This window comes from Arthrobacter sp. Ld5, assembly GCF_051172775.1.
In the GTDB taxonomy this organism is placed as follows: Bacteria; Actinomycetota; Actinomycetes; order Actinomycetales; family Micrococcaceae; genus Arthrobacter_D.
In genome coordinates, this window is sequence record NZ_JBPKBO010000001.1 from 44589 (window position 1) to 61652 (window position 17064).

Annotated in this window: 13 protein-coding genes and 1 pseudogene; 10 read left to right on the forward strand and 4 right to left on the reverse strand. The window is 70.7% G+C overall.

What is annotated here, in order from left to right; translation table 11 throughout:
* Positions 1 to 19 precede the first annotated feature (19 nt).
* Positions 20 to 553, reverse strand: coding sequence for a hypothetical protein (locus ACSGDB_RS00205; RefSeq protein ID WP_434991869.1), 534 nt, complete (start codon positions 551 to 553; stop codon positions 20 to 22).
* Between the two features lie 257 nt (positions 554 to 810).
* On the opposite strand from ACSGDB_RS00205, the gene ACSGDB_RS00210 reads away from it, so the two are divergent.
* Together ACSGDB_RS00210 and ACSGDB_RS00215 are read left to right on the forward strand one after the other, a co-directional pair.
* Positions 811 to 1677 (forward strand): lysophospholipid acyltransferase family protein, encoded by an 867-nt coding sequence (locus tag ACSGDB_RS00210; protein WP_434991870.1) that lies wholly within the window; start codon positions 811 to 813, stop codon positions 1675 to 1677.
* A gap of 139 nt (positions 1678 to 1816) precedes the next feature.
* Entirely contained in the window at positions 1817 to 3199 is a 1383-nt protein-coding gene (locus ACSGDB_RS00215) for a class II 3-deoxy-7-phosphoheptulonate synthase (RefSeq protein ID WP_434991872.1), read from the forward strand.
* Positions 3200 to 3278: 79 nt separating this feature from the next.
* On the opposite strand, the gene pknB is transcribed toward ACSGDB_RS00215, so the two are convergent.
* Both pknB and ACSGDB_RS00225 read right to left on the reverse strand, forming a co-directional pair.
* Positions 3279 to 5447: a Stk1 family PASTA domain-containing Ser/Thr kinase gene (gene pknB, locus ACSGDB_RS00220; RefSeq protein WP_434991873.1), complete on the reverse strand. Its 2169-nt coding sequence runs from the start codon at positions 5445 to 5447 to the stop codon at positions 3279 to 3281.
* A 79-nt stretch (positions 5448 to 5526) separates the two neighbouring features.
* Positions 5527 to 6760, reverse strand: a pseudogene (locus ACSGDB_RS00225) (LysM peptidoglycan-binding domain-containing protein).
* A 663-nt stretch (positions 6761 to 7423) separates the two neighbouring features.
* Here ACSGDB_RS00225 and ACSGDB_RS00230 point away from each other — a divergent pair.
* Positions 7424 to 7777, forward strand: a complete 354-nt coding sequence (locus ACSGDB_RS00230) for an Rv2175c family DNA-binding protein (RefSeq protein WP_434991874.1) — start codon at positions 7424 to 7426, stop codon at positions 7775 to 7777.
* 57 nt (positions 7778 to 7834) lie between these two features.
* Here ACSGDB_RS00230 and ACSGDB_RS00235 read toward each other — a convergent pair whose 3' ends face one another.
* Positions 7835 to 8968 (reverse strand): polyprenyl synthetase family protein, encoded by a 1134-nt coding sequence (locus ACSGDB_RS00235; RefSeq protein WP_434991875.1) that lies wholly within the window; start codon positions 8966 to 8968, stop codon positions 7835 to 7837.
* Positions 8969 to 9107: 139 nt separating this feature from the next.
* Between ACSGDB_RS00235 and dinB the strand changes: the two genes are divergently transcribed.
* The 7 genes from dinB to ACSGDB_RS00270 all read left to right on the forward strand — a co-directional run bounded on the left by dinB (position 9108) and on the right by ACSGDB_RS00270 (position 17059).
* Complete coding sequence (dinB, locus tag ACSGDB_RS00240; protein WP_434991876.1) at positions 9108 to 10472, forward strand: DNA polymerase IV; 1365 nt, start codon at positions 9108 to 9110, stop codon at positions 10470 to 10472.
* A gap of 230 nt (positions 10473 to 10702) precedes the next feature.
* Positions 10703 to 11080, forward strand: coding sequence for a DUF3040 domain-containing protein (locus ACSGDB_RS00245; protein WP_434991877.1), 378 nt, complete (start codon positions 10703 to 10705; stop codon positions 11078 to 11080).
* 259 nt (positions 11081 to 11339) lie between these two features.
* Complete coding sequence (mraZ, locus tag ACSGDB_RS00250; RefSeq protein ID WP_434991878.1) at positions 11340 to 11771, forward strand: division/cell wall cluster transcriptional repressor MraZ; 432 nt, start codon at positions 11340 to 11342, stop codon at positions 11769 to 11771.
* A 208-nt stretch (positions 11772 to 11979) separates the two neighbouring features.
* Positions 11980 to 12981, forward strand: a complete 1002-nt coding sequence (gene rsmH / locus ACSGDB_RS00255) for a 16S rRNA (cytosine(1402)-N(4))-methyltransferase RsmH (protein WP_434991879.1) — start codon at positions 11980 to 11982, stop codon at positions 12979 to 12981.
* A complete protein-coding gene (locus ACSGDB_RS00260; RefSeq protein ID WP_434991881.1) occupies positions 12978 to 13562 on the forward strand; it encodes a hypothetical protein in 585 nt (194 codons plus the stop codon). Before rsmH ends, ACSGDB_RS00260 begins: the two co-directional genes overlap by 4 nt.
* A 53-nt stretch (positions 13563 to 13615) precedes the next feature.
* Positions 13616 to 15403, forward strand: a complete 1788-nt coding sequence (locus tag ACSGDB_RS00265; protein WP_434991882.1) for a peptidoglycan D,D-transpeptidase FtsI family protein — start codon at positions 13616 to 13618, stop codon at positions 15401 to 15403.
* Between the two features lie 57 nt (positions 15404 to 15460).
* On the forward strand, positions 15461 to 17059 hold the full coding sequence (locus tag ACSGDB_RS00270) for a UDP-N-acetylmuramoyl-L-alanyl-D-glutamate--2,6-diaminopimelate ligase (RefSeq protein ID WP_434991910.1): 1599 nt from the start codon (positions 15461 to 15463) through the stop codon (positions 17057 to 17059).
* The last annotated feature ends 5 nt before the right edge of the window (positions 17060 to 17064 follow it).

Here is a 17064-nt window from a genome sequence, read left to right on the forward strand (position 1 = left end):
GCAGCGGCACCGGCGTGCGTCAGACCTCGGCGCCGTCGTCCCCGATGTCGCGGTGCTTGGGCAGCTTCGTCACCAGGTAGCCGGCGCCCGCGAGGAACGCCGCGAGCAGGCCCAGCGTGGCGGTCATCGGTGCCGTCCGCCAGAACATCGCGATGAGGAACAGGAGGATCGGACCGCCGGCTGCACCGATCCAGGCGAGAACCGTCAGCGGGTCGCCGGATCCGAACGGCGGCGGATCCTCCGGCGTGAAGCCCTCGTCCTCGTCCGGATCGTCCGGCGCGACGTAGTCGCGGGGGCCCGAGGACCACAGGGGCTGGTTACGGAAGATGGCGTCCGCGCGGTCGCGGCTGGTGGTGCCGGTGGAATTCCCCTGGGCGTCACCCGGTTCGTCGTGGGAGCTGCGGGCGGCATCGGGCGCGCCGTCCCCGGACGCACCGGCGGATGGCGGCTCGGGGCGGTCGGGATCGGTGGATGTCCCTTCCAGCCGTGCGACGAGGTCCTGCCAGACGGCGTCGTCGGTGGATTCGTTCGGTTCCTGACCTCGGGGGCCCATACTTTGCTACCTGCCGTCGCGTGCTGCGGCCAGGGTTCGGAGGATCTCCGCCCGGCATCTTCGGACATCAGTGGGCGTGCTCGTACAATCGTGGACACCGCGCGGCGCTACGTCAACCGCGCGGCGCGTCGGCATTCCGCGGGACGGTGGCCGTGGTGGCGCCGTCCGCCGCGCCGACACCCTTAGAGTAGGCTTCCAGAGGAAAAAGCGGGCGGCATTGCCGAGTGCCGCACCGTCCATCCAGGGAGGCTGGCAGCGTGTTCTATTGGGTGATGAAACGGATCATCGTCGGTCCGATCCTCAATCTGCTGTTCCGGCCGTGGGTCAAGGGGCTCGACAACGTCCCGGCCACCGGACCGGCCGTGCTCGTCAGCAACCACCTCTCGTTCTCCGACTCGATCTTCCTGCCGATCGTCGTTCCCCGGACCGTCGTGTTCCTCGCGAAATCCGAGTACTTCACGGGGAAAGGGGTGAAGGGCCGGCTGACAGCGCTGTTCTTCCGCCTGTCCAACCAGCTGCCCATGGACCGTTCGGGCGGCGCGGCGTCCTCCTCCTCGCTGAGCGCCGGGATGGACATCCTGAACGACGGCGGCGTCCTCGGCATCTACCCCGAGGGGACCCGCAGCCCCGACGGGCGCCTCTACCGCGGCAAGACCGGCGTCGCGAAGCTGGTCCTGGCCACCGGCGTACCGGTGATCCCCGTGGCGATGATCGGTACCGACAAGGTGCAGCCCATCGGACGACGCATCCCCAACATCCGCCGCGTCGGCGTCATCATCGGCGAGCCGCTCGATTTCAGCCGGTACGAGGGACTCGAGGACGACCGCTTCGTGCAGCGGTCCGTCACCGACGAGATCATGTACGAGCTGATGCGCCTGTCCGGCCAGGAGTACGTCGACGCGTACGCCAGCACGGTCAAGGAGCGCCTCGCCGCGGAGAAGGCCGCCGGCCGGAAGACGCCCCGGCCCGGCGCCGACACGCGGAGGGCCGCCGTCCGGATCTCCAACGACGCCGGCAGCCCGGCGCCGGGCGCCGTCACCGAGATCGGCGGTGCACCGTCCGAGAAGCGGCCCGCGACCGACGACGGTCCGGGCACCCCGGGCGCCGCTGCCGGGCCGGCCTAGCTCCGGACCTTCACCGCTCCACCGGGCGGAGGCCCGCCGCGGGACGCGCCGCCCGCCGGGGAGTCGCTGTGTGACACCGCCCCGGGCGGCCATGACGGGCCGAATCGGGCGGCGTCCGCCCAGCCAGTAGAATTCGGGTGTGACTGAATCACTAGCTCCCGTCCTCCCGCGCACCGCGGACCCCGCCTCGTCCACCACCGCCGGCCTCGATGCCTGGCGTTCGATGACCGCAGCGCAGCAGCCCTCGTGGCAGGACCCTGGAGTCTATTCGGCATCGGTCAGGGAACTCTCGAGCCTCCCGCCCCTCGTCTTCGCCGGCGAGGTGGACGTGCTCCGCGAGCGGCTGGCCGCAGCGGCCCAGGGCAAGGCGTTCCTCCTCCAGGGCGGCGATTGCGCGGAGACGTTCGACGGCGCGACGGCCGACAAGATCAGCGCCCGTGTCCGCACGATCCTCCAGATGGCCGTCGTCCTGACCTACGGCGCCTCCCTCCCCGTCATCAAGATGGGCCGCATGGCCGGCCAGTTCGCCAAGCCGCGGTCCTCCAACGACGAGACGCGCGACGGCGTCACCCTCCCCGCCTACCGGGGGGACATGGTCAACGGCTACGACTTCACCCCGGAGAGCCGCGGGCACGACGCCTCCCGGATGGTGAAGGCGTACCACACCTCGGCCTCGACCCTGAACCTGATCCGGGCCTTCACGCAGGGCGGGTTCGCCGACCTCCGGCTGGTCCACCACTGGAACAAGGGCTTCATGGCCAACCCGGCGCACTCCCGCTACGAATCGCTCGCCCGTGAGATCGACCGCGCCGTCCGGTTCATGGACGCCTGCGGAACGGACTTCGAGGCCCTCAAGCGGGTCGAGTTCTTCGCCAGCCACGAAGCCCTGCTCCTCGACTACGAGCGGGCGCTGACGCGGATCGACTCCCGCACCTCGCTGCCGTACGACACCTCCGCGCACTTCCTGTGGATCGGGGAGCGCACGCGCGACATCGACGGCGCGCACGTGGACTTCCTGTCCCGGGTGCGCAACCCGATCGGCGTCAAGCTCGGACCGTCGACGTCGGGCGACGACGCCCTCGCGCTCATCGACAAGCTCGACCCGAACCGGGAACCGGGCCGGCTCACGTTCATCACCCGCATGGGCGCCGGCAACATCCGTGAGAAGCTGCCGAAGCTCGTGGAACGGGTCACGGGCTCCGGTGCGCAGGTCCTCTGGGTGACGGACCCGATGCACGGCAACACGGTGACCTCGCCCAACGGCTACAAGACCCGCAACTTCGACGACGTCATCGACGAGGTGCGCGGGTTCTTCGAGGTGCACAACTCCCTGGGCACCTTCCCCGGCGGCCTGCACGTCGAGATGACCGGCGACGACGTCGCCGAGTGCCTGGGCGGGGCGGACCCGATCGACCAGGACGCCTTCCTGGAGCGCTACGAGTCGGTGTGCGATCCGCGCCTGAATCACATGCAGTCGCTCGAGATGGCCTTCCTCGTGGCGGGGGCGCTCTCGAAGAGCTGATCCCCGCACGACCGGGCAGATCCCCGAAGGCGGCCACTCCGGTGGCCGCCTTCGGCGCGTCCGGGTCCGTGTCCGGGTCTCAGGTGACCGTGATGCGGATGACGGTCCCCTCGGGCTGCTCGCCCGACGGGCTCTGCCCCGCGACGAGTCCGAGGACCGCGCTGCCGAAGGTGTAGTCGACCTGCACCGTGAAGCCCGCAGCCTCGAGGACCTCGACGGCTCGCTGTTCGGTCAGGGAGAAGACGTTAGGCACCTGCACCAGGCGCGGCCCGCGGGAGAGCGTCAGTGCGACATCCGTGCCGCGCTGCACGCTGGTGCCGGAGGGGCTCTGGCCCACGACGGCTCCGGACGGCACCGTGAGGCTGTACTCGCGGGTGCCGCCCACGACCGGCACGAGGCCGGCCTCCTCGAGCGCGTCCACGGCGTCCTGCTCCGGGAGCCCGACGACGTCGGGGACGGCGATCGGTGCGGGGCCGAGGGACACCACGAGATCCACCGCCGACCCGCGCCGGCGCTCGGCGCCCTGCTCCGGGTCCTGCCGCAGGACCGCGCCGGCCGGGACGCTCTCGCTGTACTCCTCCTGCAGCGCGCCCACGGAGAGTCCTGCGGCGTCGAGTTCCGCGGCCGCCTCGTCCTGTGACCGGCCGCCGACGTCGGGGACGGCGAACAGCTCGGGCCCCCGCGAGACGAGGAGGTCCACGCGCTCGAAGCGGCGGACCTCGGTGTTCGCGGCGGGGTCCGTACCGATCACCAGCCCCGCGAGGACGTCCTCGTCGAAGGCCTCCTCCGTCGACACGGAGACGAGCCCCTGGTCCTCGAGGGCGGCACGCGCCTCCCCGAGCGGGACGTTCGCCACGTCGGGCAGGGTGACCACGCCGGCAGGCCCCGCCCCGAAGACCCAGCCCAGCCCCGCGACCAGCCCGGCCAGGAGGACCAGCAGCGCCACGAGCACGCGGACGGAACGACGCCCCGTCGTCCCGCGCAGGGTCTTCTGCGGGCGCTGCGCGTCGCGTGCCTGCTGACGCTTCGACGGACGGCGGGGCGCACCGCCCGGATTGCCCGGCGCGGCGGCCGTGCTGCCGGCACTGCCCGGGGGCCCGGACGGCGCGCGGGCGGCCGATGCCGGCGGGACGGCGGGGATCGCCCCGATCACCCGGGTGGCGTTGCGGTCCCTGCTGATGACGCTGGTGCGGTGGTCGTCGTGCGCCGCGCCCGGCAGGACCTCCGTCCTGCCGTGGAGACCCTCGGTGCGCGTACCGGCCGGCCCCGGAGGTCGGGCCAGCGCCTCGGTTCGCGCGTCGTCGTCCGTGAGCCGCGGGACAGCCGCGACGGTGAGCTGGTCCTGCTCCGGGACGACGGCGGGTGCGCCGGCGGGCGCGAAGTCCAGTTCGTCGTCGGTGAGCGTCCGGCGGATGTGCCGGAGTTCCCCGAGCAGCGCAGCCCCGTCCACCGGGCGGTCCTCGGGATCCCGGGAGGTGCACCACTGCACCAGCTCGTCGATGTCCGCGGCCAGGCCGGGGAGGAGGGCCGAGGGCGGGGGGACGTCCGCCTGCGCGTGCTGGACGGCCACCTGGATGGGCGTCCCGCCCGTGAAGGGCTGCTGACCGGTGAGCAGTTCGAAGAGCATGACGCCCGTCGAGTAGATGTCGCTCTGTGCCTCCGCGGGCCGGCCGAGGACGAGCTCGGGGGAGAGATAGGCGACGGTACCCACGAGGGTCGCGGTGCCCGTGCTCGCCGAGACGGCGCGGGCGAGGCCGAAGTCCGCGATCTTCACCTGGCCCGTGTCGGAGAGGAGCACGTTCTCCGGCTTCACGTCACGATGGATCAGCCCGGCGTCGTGGGCTGCTGCCAGGCCCTCGACCACCGCGTCCAGCAGGTCGAGCGCATGGCGGGGCGTGAGCCGGCCGTGGTCGCGCAGGACCTCGCGCAGGGTCCTGCCCTGGACGTACTCCATGACGAGGTAGGCGACGTCCTGCCCGTCGACGTCGTCCACGCCCTGGTCGAGGACACCCACGACGTGCGGGTGGGCCAGCCTCGCCGCGGACTTCGCCTCCTGCTCGAAGCGATCGACGAAGCCGGGCTCGTCGGCCAGGTGCGGGTACAGGACCTTGAGCGCCACGCGCCGGTCCAGCCGCCGGTCCGTGGCGAGGTAGACGGTGGACATGCCGCCGCGGGCCAGCCGCGAGTGGACGAGGTAGCGCCCGTCGACAGTTGCCCCCTCGAGGGGGTCCTTCCGCTGCTGGTGCACCCTTAGATAGTAGACGGGGGCACTGGGAAGGGGGTGGGACCACGCGGTCCCACCCCCTTCCTCCACCCCGCGGGGAGACCTACCGGAAGTTCTTCTGGTGTGCCTTGATCGATGCGACGTACTGCTTGGTGTCCGCGAACATGCCGCGGGTCTGCACCGAGTACTGGCCCTGGTAGTAGGAGGCGATCGCGATGTCCAGGGACGGGCTGGTGCGCACGAGCGAGCGGATGATCGCGACGCCGGCGGTGGCGTTGTCGTACGGGTCCAGCAGGTTGAGCTTGCGTCCCACGAGGTTGCTCGCCCATTCGCCGGACGACGGGATGACCTGCATGGTGCCGATGGCGTTCGCCGGGGAGACCGCACGCTGGTTGAAGCTCGACTCCTGGAAGGCGAAGGCCAGGGCGAGGCTCGGGTCGACGCCCATGGAACGCGCGGTGTCGGCGACGATCTTCTTCATCTCGGCCGGCGACGGCGCGGGGAGCGCGTTGAGGAGGGCCTTGTTCGCATTCGCGTCCGCGACCACGCTGTCCGGGTACTTGAAGCCGAGGAACGTCGAGGGGACGAGTCCGCCGGGCACTGGCGCGGGTGCGGGCGCCGCGCCCCGGGCCGGGATGGTGAGCTTCTGTCCCGGGTAGATCACGGTGCTCGTGCTCATGCGGTTGGCGGTGAGCAGCGCGGAGAGGCCCACCCCGTTGCGGGAGGCGATGGCGCCGAGCGTGTCGCCGGCCTTCACGGTGTAGGACCCGGCGGTGGGGGCCGGGTCCTACACCGTGAAGGCCGGCGAACGTCGAGGGGACGAGTCCGCCGGGCACTGGCGCCGGGGCGGGCGCCTTCGGAGGCGTCGCCTGCGGTGTGACCGAGCCGGTGAGCTTGAGCTTCTGTCCGGGGTAGATGATCGAGGACCTGGAGAGGCGGTTCGCGCTCAGCAGCGCGTCGAGGCCGATGCCGTTGCGGGAGGCGATGGCGCCGAGTGTGTCGCCGGACTTCACCACGTAGGTACCGCCCGAGGGTGCCGGAGCCGGTGCGGGCGCCTTCGGCGCGGGAGCGGGAGCGGCGACGGGCGCCTTGCCGCCGAGGGTCAGCTTCTGGCCGGGGTAGATGATCGAGTTCATCGAGAGCCGGTTGGCCGTGAGCACGCTCTGCAGGCTCACGCCGTTGCGGGAGGCGATGGCGCCCAGGGTGTCGCCGGGCCGGACGACGTAGGTCGACCCTGCTGCGGGGGCTGCCGGTGCGGTGGCGGGCTTCGCGGCGCGGGTGGAGCCTCCGGTCAGTGTGATCTTCTGTCCGGGGTAGATGATGGTGCGCGCGGTCATGCCGTTGCGTGTCAGGACGGTGGCGGTCGACAGTCCGTACCGCTTCGCGATCGCGCCGATGGTGTCGCCGGGCTTCACGGTGTAGGTGGTCGGGACCGTCTGCGCGACGACGACCGTCTTCTGGGCCGGGACCTGCACGGCGACGAGGGCTGCGGGCACGACGGCCCGGGAGGGGAGGGCTGCCGGTGTCGCTCCGAGGGGCCGGGTGACCGGCACCTGCGCGGCGGGAGCCGCCGTCGCCGGCTGGGCGAGGGCCACGGAGGAGAAGATCACCGCGGGCAGGGCGGCGGTGGTCACGGCGACGTTCAGGCCGCGCCGGCTCTCGCCGCCGGCCTTCCTGCGCGCGCCGTTCAGCGGTGCGTTCGATCGCTGGGCAGTCATGTTTCGTTCCTCGTCTGTTGGCGGATGTGACCGCGCGGACGCATGCCCCCGGGAAACTCTTCCTGTCCGGAAGCATGCACGTGCTGGTGATGCTGATGTTTCAGCTGTTATCAGTGTGATCCATGTGACTCAAGTGAATCTACACGATGGGTCAGGTAGCACAAGGGCCTGAAAATGCAGGGAATCGTCAAGATCGGCGTGTCCCTTTCGGGACTTCCTGAGGAGTCCTTGCAGGAGGGCCGCCGAGTGGAGTTGGGTGCCGGAGCGTGGCACCCTTGGACGGTGACTGAACTCGAACAACTCGTTCCGGCCTGGCTCAATCTCCCCGAGGTCGCCGACGCGCTGGGGCTGCCCATCACGCGCGTGCACTCGCTCGTCAGCGAGCGGTCGCTCGTGAGCGTGCGGATCGGAGAGCGCAGGATCCGCAGCGTGCCGGCGGACTTCCTGGTCGACGGGGGCGTCCTCGAGAGCCTCAAGGGCACCGTGGTGGTCCTGTCCGACAGCGGCTACGGCGACGAGGACATCATCCGGTGGCTGTACACCGAGGACGATTCCCTGCCGGGGCGGCCCATCGACGCCCTGCGCGAGGGCCGGAAGACGGAGATCCGCCGTCGCGCACAGGCTGCCGCCTGGTAGGAACGGCCCTTTAGCCCCGGACTGCCCGGAGCAGGTGCGCCTCGGAGCGCGGAACGCTCAGGCGGTCCGTGTCACCGCAGCCTCGGCGAGCAGTCGAAGGGCGTGCAGCGAGACGGGGTCCACCTCGAGGTCCCCGAGCGCCGAGAAGGCCTCCTCGGACTTCTGCCCGATGAGCTGCTCGGTGTGTGCCAGCGCCCCGCTGTCCACGATCAGCGCGCGCAGGGCATCCACGCCATCGGCGTCGAGGGACGTGTCGCCGAGCATCGCGTTGATGCGGGCCCGACCGGTCCCGGAGCTGGCTTTGAGGGCTCGCGCGATCAGGAAGGTCCGCTTGCCCTCCCGCAGGTCGTCCCCGGCGGGCTTGCCCGTCACCGACGGGTCGCCGAAGACGCCCAGGACGTCGTCGCGCAGCTGGAACGCCTCGCCCAGCGGGAGTGAGAATGCCGAGTAGCCGGCGAGCAGCGCGTCGTCCGCGCCGGCCAGTGCTCCGCCGAGCATGAGGGGCCGCTCCATCGAGTACTTCGCGGACTTGAAGCGGAGGATGTTGAGGGCGCGCTCCTCGGCCACCGCCGGGGTCTGGTCCGGCCCGACGGCTTCTTCCAGCAGGTCCAGGTACTGGCCCGCCATCACCTCGGTGCGCATGCGGTTGAAGATCGTCCGCGCCGTGGAACCGGCATCCGCCGGGGTTGCGGAGCAGGAAGCGGTGAAGAGCTCCTCGCTGAAGGCGAGGCAGAGGTCGCCCGCGAGGATGGCGGAGGAGACCCCGAACCGCTCCGGGTCGAGATGCCACCCCGCATCGGCATGCCGGGCCGTGAACTGGCGATGGACGCTCGGGCGCCCGCGCCGGGTGTCGGACCGGTCGATGATGTCGTCGTGGATGAGGGCGGCGGCCTGGAAGAATTCGAGGGCCGTGCCCGCCGTCACGGGTTCGGACGCCAGCGGCGACCCGCCCGCCGCCCGCCAGCCCCAGTAGCACAGCAGCGCCCGCATCCGCTTGCCTCCGCTCGTCAGGGTGGCGATGCTCGAGATGAGCGGGAGCGCCTCGCCGGAGATGGAGGCGAGGACGGTGCGCTGCTCGGCGAGGAAGTCCTCGATGGTCCGCGTGAGGGAGGACCTGAACTGTTCCTGCTCCCTGAGGATCGTGGCGGGAGCTGGGCCGCCCTGGTCGGGGGTGGCAGGTGCGGACAGCATGAATCTCCCGTGCAGTCGTCTTTCGGTGGTGCCTCCACTCTAACGGGCGCCCCGGCGGGTCCTCCCGGGCGTGGCGGGCCGGGCGGGGAGCGCGACGCGCGGCCCGCGCGGTGTCGGTGCCGGTGCGTACCATGAGAGCGTGCCAAAGGACGCGGGGCAGGGGCCTGTCGAGTATGCGGAGTGCCACATCCTGCACATCGACATGGATGCCTTCTACGTCTCCGTGGAGCTGCTCGACCATCCGCACCTCCGCGGGGTGCCCGTGGTCGTGGGCTCCCCGTCCGGACGGTCCGTGGTCCTGTCCGCCTCCTACGAGGCCCGCCGGTTCGGTGTGCGGTCCGCGATGCCGATGGCCGTCGCCATGCGGCAGTGCCCCGCCGCGGTCATCCTCCCGCCGCACCACCGGCGGTACTCGGAGGTCTCCGGGCAGATCATGGCGATCTTCCGGTCGGTCACGCCGGACGTCGAGCAGCTGAGCGTGGACGAGGCCTTCCTCGACGTCGCCGGCGCCCTCCGCCGGCTGGGCGGCCCGCGGGAGATCGGCGAGCAGATCCGCGCCGAGATCCACGCGACGCTGGGCATCACCGCGAGCGTCGGGGCGGCGACGACGAAGTTCGTCGCGAAGATCGCGTCCACCAGGGCCAAGCCGGACGGGCTCCTGCTCATCCCGGGGGACCGGACGGTCGCCTACCTCCACACGCTCCCCGTCTCCGCCCTCTGGGGCGTGGGCGCAAAGACCCAGGAGATCCTGGCCCGCATCGGCATCCGGACCGTGGAGGACGTCGCGCACACCCCCGTGGCCACCCTCCGACGATTGCTGGGCGCTTCCGGCGAACACGTGCACTCCCTCGCCTGGGGCCGCGACCCGAGGCGCGTCGTGGTCTCGCGACCGGAGAAGAGCATCGGCGCGGAGGAGACGTTCTCCTCGGACGTCGAGGACTCCGACGTCCTCCGCCGGGAGCTGCTGCGGCTCGCCCACCGCACGGCGACGAGGCTGAGGGCCTCCGGCCATCGCGCCGGATCGGTCGCGCTCAAGGTCCGCTACGAGGATTTCTCGACGCTCACGCGATCGAGGAAGCTCGACGAGCCGGTGGACAACGCGAACGCCCTCTACCGCGCGGCGACGGCGCTGCTCGCCGGGCTGGGGGACAGGCCCATGGCGGTACGGCTCATCGGACTCCGGGCCGAATCGCTCGAGACCGGCGGCGACGGCTCCACGCAGCTGACGATCGACCGGCAGGACGACAACTGGAGGCTCGCCGAACGCGCCCTCGACGACGTGAACCGGAAGTTCGGGGAGGCGGGCGTTCTGCCCGCCGGGCTCCTCTCCAGGGCGCGTCCGCCGGCGTCGCGGAGCAGCCCGGAGGACGGGCCCGCGGACGCGATCGAGAACGGACCGGGCGCTCCGCGGACGGTCCGGGGAGGTCGCCGGCCACCGCAGGACGGGTCCCCGGGAGCGCCGCCACGGGATCAGCGGCGGAACGAGCGGGATCCGCGCCGTTGAGCGCATCCAGGGGCCCCTATCATCCGGAAGAGGTGGCTCCCAGTACCGCATCGTGACTTTGCTCCCACGCGCTAGCACACTAGTCTTTAACTCGGTAGTCCAACTGCCGGTCGTGACACAAATCCACCAGCCGGAACCTGCGGTCCCGGGCCCCTCCTTCGGGAACCGGGTCGGCGTCAGGAGCGTTGGTTGGGTGGAGGAACGTTGGTACCCATATCAAGGAGGCGGTCATGGCACTCTCGGAACACGAGCAGAGGTTGCTTGATCAGCTTGAACAGCAGTTGCACGCCGACGATCCCAAGTTCGCGCACTCGATGGCCTCGGACAGTCGCAAGTCGATGTCGACCCGACGCCTCGTCATCGGTTCCCTCATCACGATCGCGGGCATCCTCGTGCTTCTGGCGGGGATCGTCTGGCAGATCATCCTCGTCGGTGTCCTCGGCTTCCTGATCATGGGAGCCGGCGTCTACTTCGCCACCTCGAAATCGAAGCAGGTCGACGCCGGTCGGCCCCTCGGCAAGCCCTCCAAGGCGCCGACCGGGGGCAAGAGCAGCTTCATGTCCAGCCTCGAGGACAAGTGGGACGAACGGAAGCGCGACCAGACCTAGAGGCCGCGACCGAAGCTCCATCGACGAAGGACCCGCCCCGGCGGGTCCTTCGTCGTTTAAGCACTCCACTTCGCTCCCCGCAGGCGTCGGCGGCGCCATTCCGCGGCGTGCCGCCGCGCGGTCGGCGACACGCGCCCACCGAAAGGGGCGCGGCGCGCCCTCAATACGTTGATCGGGGAGAGTTGTGGAGTAAAGTGGGGAACATAAGAGCAGAACGGCACCACGCCGGGCTTGGCGGACTCAGAACAGGCGGTCAGGGATGTTCCTCGGAACCCACAATCCCCGCCTCGACGAGAAAGGCAGGCTCATCCTTCCAGCGAAGTTCCGTGAGGAGCTGAGCGAGGGCCTGGTCCTCACGAGGGGCCAGGAGCGATGCATCTACGTCTTCAGCATGGGTGAGTTCGAAAGGGTTCACGAACAGATGCGGACGGCTCCGCTCTCGTCACGCCAGGCGAGGGACTACAACCGCATCTTCCTGTCGGGGGCCTCGGACGAGGTGCCCGACAAGCAGGGCAGGATCACCATCCCGCCCGCGCTGCGGGCCTACGCGGGGCTCGACCGTGACCTCGCGGTCATCGGAGCGGGCAGCCGTGCGGAGATCTGGGCGTCGGACGCCTGGGACTCCTACCTCACGGAGAAGGAGACGGCGTTCTCCGAGACCGACGAGGATGCCTTCCCGGGCATCATCTGAACAACAGCAGGACCAGCACGACGGCGCAGGTGGGAACGTCCCTTGGATGAGATCTCCAGCCGCCGGATCCGGTATGTCTCCTGGCTTCACTTCCCCGAAGCCAGGCGGCGACCCTCCGGCCGGATGGGGGTCTGATCCAAGAAGGCCGACCTCCTCCCTGCCTGCAGTGACACCGAGACGAAGACGAACTGCACGAGGGGGAGGACGCATGACGGGTGACCGGCCGACGGGGGAGCGCCACGTCCCCGTCCTCCGCGACCGCTGCGTCTCGCTCATCGCCCCCTCCGTCGCCGCAGCGGAAGCCGCCGGCCGGCGCGCCGTGGTCGTCGACGCCACCCTCGGTATGGGGGGCCACTCCGAGACGATGCTCGAGCGCTTCCCCTCCGTGCACCTCGTCGGCATCGACCGCGACACCGAGGCGCTCGGCCTGGCCGGCGAACGGCTCGCCCCCTACGCGTCCCGCACGGACCTGGTGCACGCCGTGTACGACGAACTGCCCGAGGTGCTCGAGGACCTCGGCATCGACGGCGTGGACGGCGTCCTCTTCGACCTCGGCGTCTCCTCCCTCCAGCTCGACGAGCGCGACAGGGGGTTCGCCTACTCCTACGACGCGCCCCTCGACATGCGCATGGACACGAGCCGGGGCATCACGGCCGCCGAGGTGGTCAACACCTACCGTGAGGACGAGCTCCTGCGCATCATCCGCACCTGGGGCGAGGAGAAGTTCGCCGGGCGGATCGCCTCGGCGATCGTGCGCGCGAGGGAGGCCGGCCCGTTCCGGACCACCTCCCAGCTCGTGGACGTCATCCGCGGCGTCGTCCCCGCCGCGGCGGCCCGCACCGGCGGCCACCCGGCCAAGCGGACGTTCCAGGCGCTGCGGATCGAGGTGAACGAGGAACTGACGGTCCTCGAACGGGCGGTCCCGGCGGCGATCGCCTCCACCCTGGTCGGCGGCCGCGTCGTCGCCATGTCCTACCACTCCCTCGAGGACCGCATCGTGAAGAGCGCCTTCGCAGCCGGAACGAAGTCCTCCGCTCCCGTCGGGTTCCCGGTGGAACTCGAGGAACACAAGCCCTACCTCCGATCGCTGACGCGCGGCACCGAAGCGCCCACCGCGGCGGAGATCGAGGAGAACCCGCGTGCGGCATCCGCCAAGCTGCGGGCCGTAGAACGAATCAAAGCCGGACCCATCGACAGGAAGACCACATGAGCCAGGCACTGACCGTGGAGAAGCGACACGGCGCTGCAGCCTTCTCCGGGAACAGCGCCCTCGCGCTGGCCCCGGGCCGGCTGACCGCACCGGTCACCGAAGGCCCCGGCACCACGAGGGCCCGGACGCCGCTGTCCGTCGTCCCGGCGCGTCCTGCCCGGCGCAAGGTGCCCTTCGCCGTCTTCAGCCTGGTCCTGCTCGCCGCCGCGCTCGCTGCGGTGCTCATGCTCAACATCTCCGTCTCCGGTACCCAGTACGAACTGGTGCAGCTCCGGAACCAGCAGACGGCCCTCCACCAGGAGAACGAGGCACTCGTGCTGGCCATCGAGTCCAAGGAGGCGCCCCAGAACCTCGCGGCAGCCGCGACGAAACTCGGCATGGTGTCCTCCCCGACCTTCGGGACCATTGAGCTAGATTCGATGAAGGTGACCGGCACGCCGGAACCGGCGACGAAGGGCCCCGAGCCCGAGGTCCTCATCGCCGCGCCGAACCTCGGCACGGGTCCGGCCGCGTCCGGGGCCGGCGAGGACTCCGCGTCGGGGACGATCCCCGGTCCCGAGCAGCTCGACTCCGGGCAGTAGCACGAACGGCTCCGGCACCTCGCACCAGACGTACTGATCGACAAGGATTTCCTGTGACCCCTGCACGCCCCGGCAGCCCCGACAGTATGCGTCTGGCCCTGGGCTCCAGGCGGCTCCGCGTGGGGCTCGCGTTCGTCCTCGTGCTCCTGATGGTCCTCGGCGTGCGCCTCTTCCAGCTGCAGGCCCTCGATCTGAACGGCATGGCGCAGGCGGGCCTGTCCAAGCGCCTCACGACCACCGCCGTGCAGCCCGTCCGGGGTTCGATCGTGGACATGAACGGCAAGTACTTCGCCCGCAGCGTCGAGCGCTTCGACCTGGTGGTCGACCAGCGCCTGAGCGCCCTCGAGGAGTTCCGCCGCTACAGCGAGGACCTGGAGGAGTGGGAGGTGATCCCCATGGACCAGGCGCTCTCGGAGCTGTCCGCCGTCATCGGCGTGGACGCGGAGACGCTGCGGGGGTCCGTCCTCGGTGACAAGAGCTTCAACTACATCCTCAAATCCCTGACACCGGAGGTCAAGAACCGGGCCCTCGCCGTCAAGATCCCGGGCGTCTACGCCGACAAGACGAGCGTGCGGACCTATCCGGCGGGGCCCGTCGCCGGATCGGTGATCGGCTTCGTGTCCGAGAACGGCGCTCCGCAGGAAGGGCTCGAGTACTCGCTCAACGACGAGCTCGAGGGCACCGCGGGCAGCAGGACCTTCGAGATCGGCGGGGACGGCATCCGCATCCCCTACGCGACGAACGAGGACGTTCCCGCGATGGACGGCCGGGACGTCCGGCTCACCATCGATCAGGACCTGCAGTGGTTCGCGCAGCAGACCATCGCCTCGCAGGTCGAGGAGTACGACGCCGAGTGGGGCAACATCGTCGTCGTCGAGACGGACACCGGGGCGATCCGCGCCATGGCCGAATCCACGACGCCCGATCCCAACGACCCGACCGCGACGCCGGCGGAGCAGCGCAGCCCGAACTCCGTCAGTGCCTCCTTCGAGCCGGGCTCCACCACCAAGGTCATCACGATGGCCGGCGCGATCGAGCAGGGGCTCATCGAGCCGACCTCGAGGTTCACCCTCGAGAACCGCTACACGATCGACGGGCAGACGTTCAAGGACGCCTTCGAGCACGAGACCGAGAAGCGCACCGCGGCGGGCATCCTGGCGAAGTCGATGAACACCGGGACCGTCCAGGTGGGCGAGCAGCTCACCCGGCAGGAGCGGTACGACTGGCTGAAGAAGTTCGGCATCGGCGAGCCGCTCGGGACGGGCCTCAACGAGGAGAACCAGGGCCTGCTGACCACCCCCGAGAAGTGGGACGACCGCCAGCAGTACACCGTCCTGTTCGGCCAGGGCCTCACCCAGACCGCCCTGCACACCGCCATGGTGTTCCAGACCATCGCCAACGACGGCGTACGGCTGCAGCCGCGGCTGATCGACGCCTACATCGACCCGGACGGCACCGAGCACGTGGTGCCCGAGGCGGACGGCACGAAGGTGGTGTCCCCGGAGACCGCGGCGAAGATGCGGAAGATGCTCGAGACCGTGACCGAGGAGGGATCGGGCAAATCCGGCGAGCTGGAGCAGTACCGTGTAGGAGCGAAGACGGGCACCGCCGAGGCCCCGGGCGCGTCTGGCGGCTACGATGGGTACACCCTGTCCTACGCCGGGATCGCGCCGATCGAGGACCCCGAGTACGTGGTCGTCGTGACGCTCCAGCGGCCGCAGGGCGACCTGTACTATCTCATCCCGGGGCTGTCGTTCCAGAAGGTGATGCAGCAGGCCCTCAATTCCAACAACGTGCCGGCGTCCACGAAGAAGCCGGACATCTACCCGGTCAAGTACTGACCCGGAGGCCGGAGCACCGTGCAATCGAACAACTCGCGGGGAGGCGGCGCCTCCCTGATGCGGCCGCGCGCCCCGCACCCGGTCGCGCTGTCCGCGGCCCTGGGCGCGATCGGGCCCCTGGCCGGGACGGCAGGATCACCTGACCTGCCCGTGGTCACCGGGCTCACCCTCGATTCGCGCTCGGTGCTCCCCGGGGACGTCTACGCGGCCGTCCCCGGGGCCACGCGCCACGGCGCGGACTTCGCCGGGCAGGCCGTGCGTGCCGGGGCGGTGGCGGTCCTGACGGACGCGGCAGGCGCCGCGATCGTCGCCCGTGCCGCGGCGGCGGACGGCGTCGACGCGCCGCCCGTCGTCGTCGTCCCCGACCCCCGCCGGGCCGTCGGACCGCTCGCGCGCGTGATCTTCGACAGCCAGCCGGACGCCCCCGGCGATGCGCCGACCCTGTTCGGCATCACGGGGACCAACGGCAAGACGACGTCCACGTACTTCCTCAACGCGCTCCTCGGTGCGCTGGGCCGCACCACGGGGCTCATCGGCACGATCGAGATCCGCGCCGGCGAGGACGCCATCCCGAGCGAGCTCACCACGCCCGAGTCGCCGCAGGTCCACTCGCTGCTCGCCCTGATGCGGGAACGGGGACTCGACGCGGCCTCCATGGAGGTCTCCTCGCACGCCCTCGAGTTCGGGCGGGTCGACGGCGTCCGGTTCGACGTCGCCGGGTTCACCAACCTCACCCAGGACCACCTCGACCTGCACGGGACCATGGAGGACTACTTCGCCGTGAAGGCGACGCTCTTCACGCCGGAACGGTGCCGGCGCGCCGTCGTCCTGGTCGACGACGACTGGGGGACCCACCTCGCCCGGACGGCAGGCGTGCCCGTCCTCTCGCTCCGCACCGAGCACCGCGACGGCGAGCCGACGGCCGACTGGACGGTCACCGACGTCCGGCCCAGCGGCCTCGGCCACGCCTTCACCCTCGAGGGCCGCACGGGGGAGCGGCTGCTGGTCCGCACCGGCCTCCCCGGGACGTTCAACGTCTCCAACGCCGCCCTGGCCACGGTCATGGTCCTCGCCTCGGGTGTCGCCGTCGAGACCGTCCAGCGCGCCCTGGACGGCCACGACCCGTTCACCACCGAGGTGCCCGGACGCATGCAGCTCGTCGGCGAGGAGCCTGCGGCGATCGTCGACTTCGCGCACAACCCGGACGCGCTCGAACGGACCCTCGCCTCCGTCCGTCGCCCCGGCGGCCGGGTCATCTCCGTGTTCGGCGCCACCGGGCAGCGCGACGAATCCAAGCGACCCGTCATGGGGGCCGTCGGAGCGCGCCTGTCCGACATCCTCGTCGTCACCGACGACGACCCGCACGACGAGGACGACGCGGCCATCCGGCAGGCCGTCCGGGCGGGAGCCGAAGCGGCGGTCCGTGCGGAGGGGCTCGCGTGCGAGGTGCTGGAGGTCTTCCCCCGGGCCGATGCGATCGAGCGGGCCGTGGCACTGGCCCGTCCGTCCGACACCATCATCGTCGCGGGCCGCGGCCACGAGGTGTGGCAGGAGGTCAAGGGCGTCAACCTGTCGCTCGACGATCGGGAGGAACTGCGGTTCGCGTTGACAAGGCATGGATTCTCTGTCCTTTCCCGCCCCGGGATAGAGTCCTGAACCGA

Coding starts and splice junctions, on each gene's coding strand:
- mraZ (WP_434991878.1), top strand. CDS start 11,340: ATGTTCCTCGGAACCCACAATCCCCGCCTCGACGAGAAAGGCAGGCTC.
- ACSGDB_RS00245 (WP_434991877.1), top strand. CDS start 10,703: ATGGCACTCTCGGAACACGAGCAGAGGTTGCTTGATCAGCTTGAACAG.
- rsmH (WP_434991879.1), top strand. CDS start 11,980: ATGACGGGTGACCGGCCGACGGGGGAGCGCCACGTCCCCGTCCTCCGC.
- ACSGDB_RS00235 (WP_434991875.1), bottom strand. CDS start 8,968: ATGCTGTCCGCACCTGCCACCCCCGACCAGGGCGGCCCAGCTCCCGCC.
- ACSGDB_RS00205 (WP_434991869.1), bottom strand. CDS start 553: ATGGGCCCCCGAGGTCAGGAACCGAACGAATCCACCGACGACGCCGTC.
- ACSGDB_RS00260 (WP_434991881.1), top strand. CDS start 12,978: ATGAGCCAGGCACTGACCGTGGAGAAGCGACACGGCGCTGCAGCCTTC.
- ACSGDB_RS00270 (WP_434991910.1), top strand. CDS start 15,461: ATGCGGCCGCGCGCCCCGCACCCGGTCGCGCTGTCCGCGGCCCTGGGC.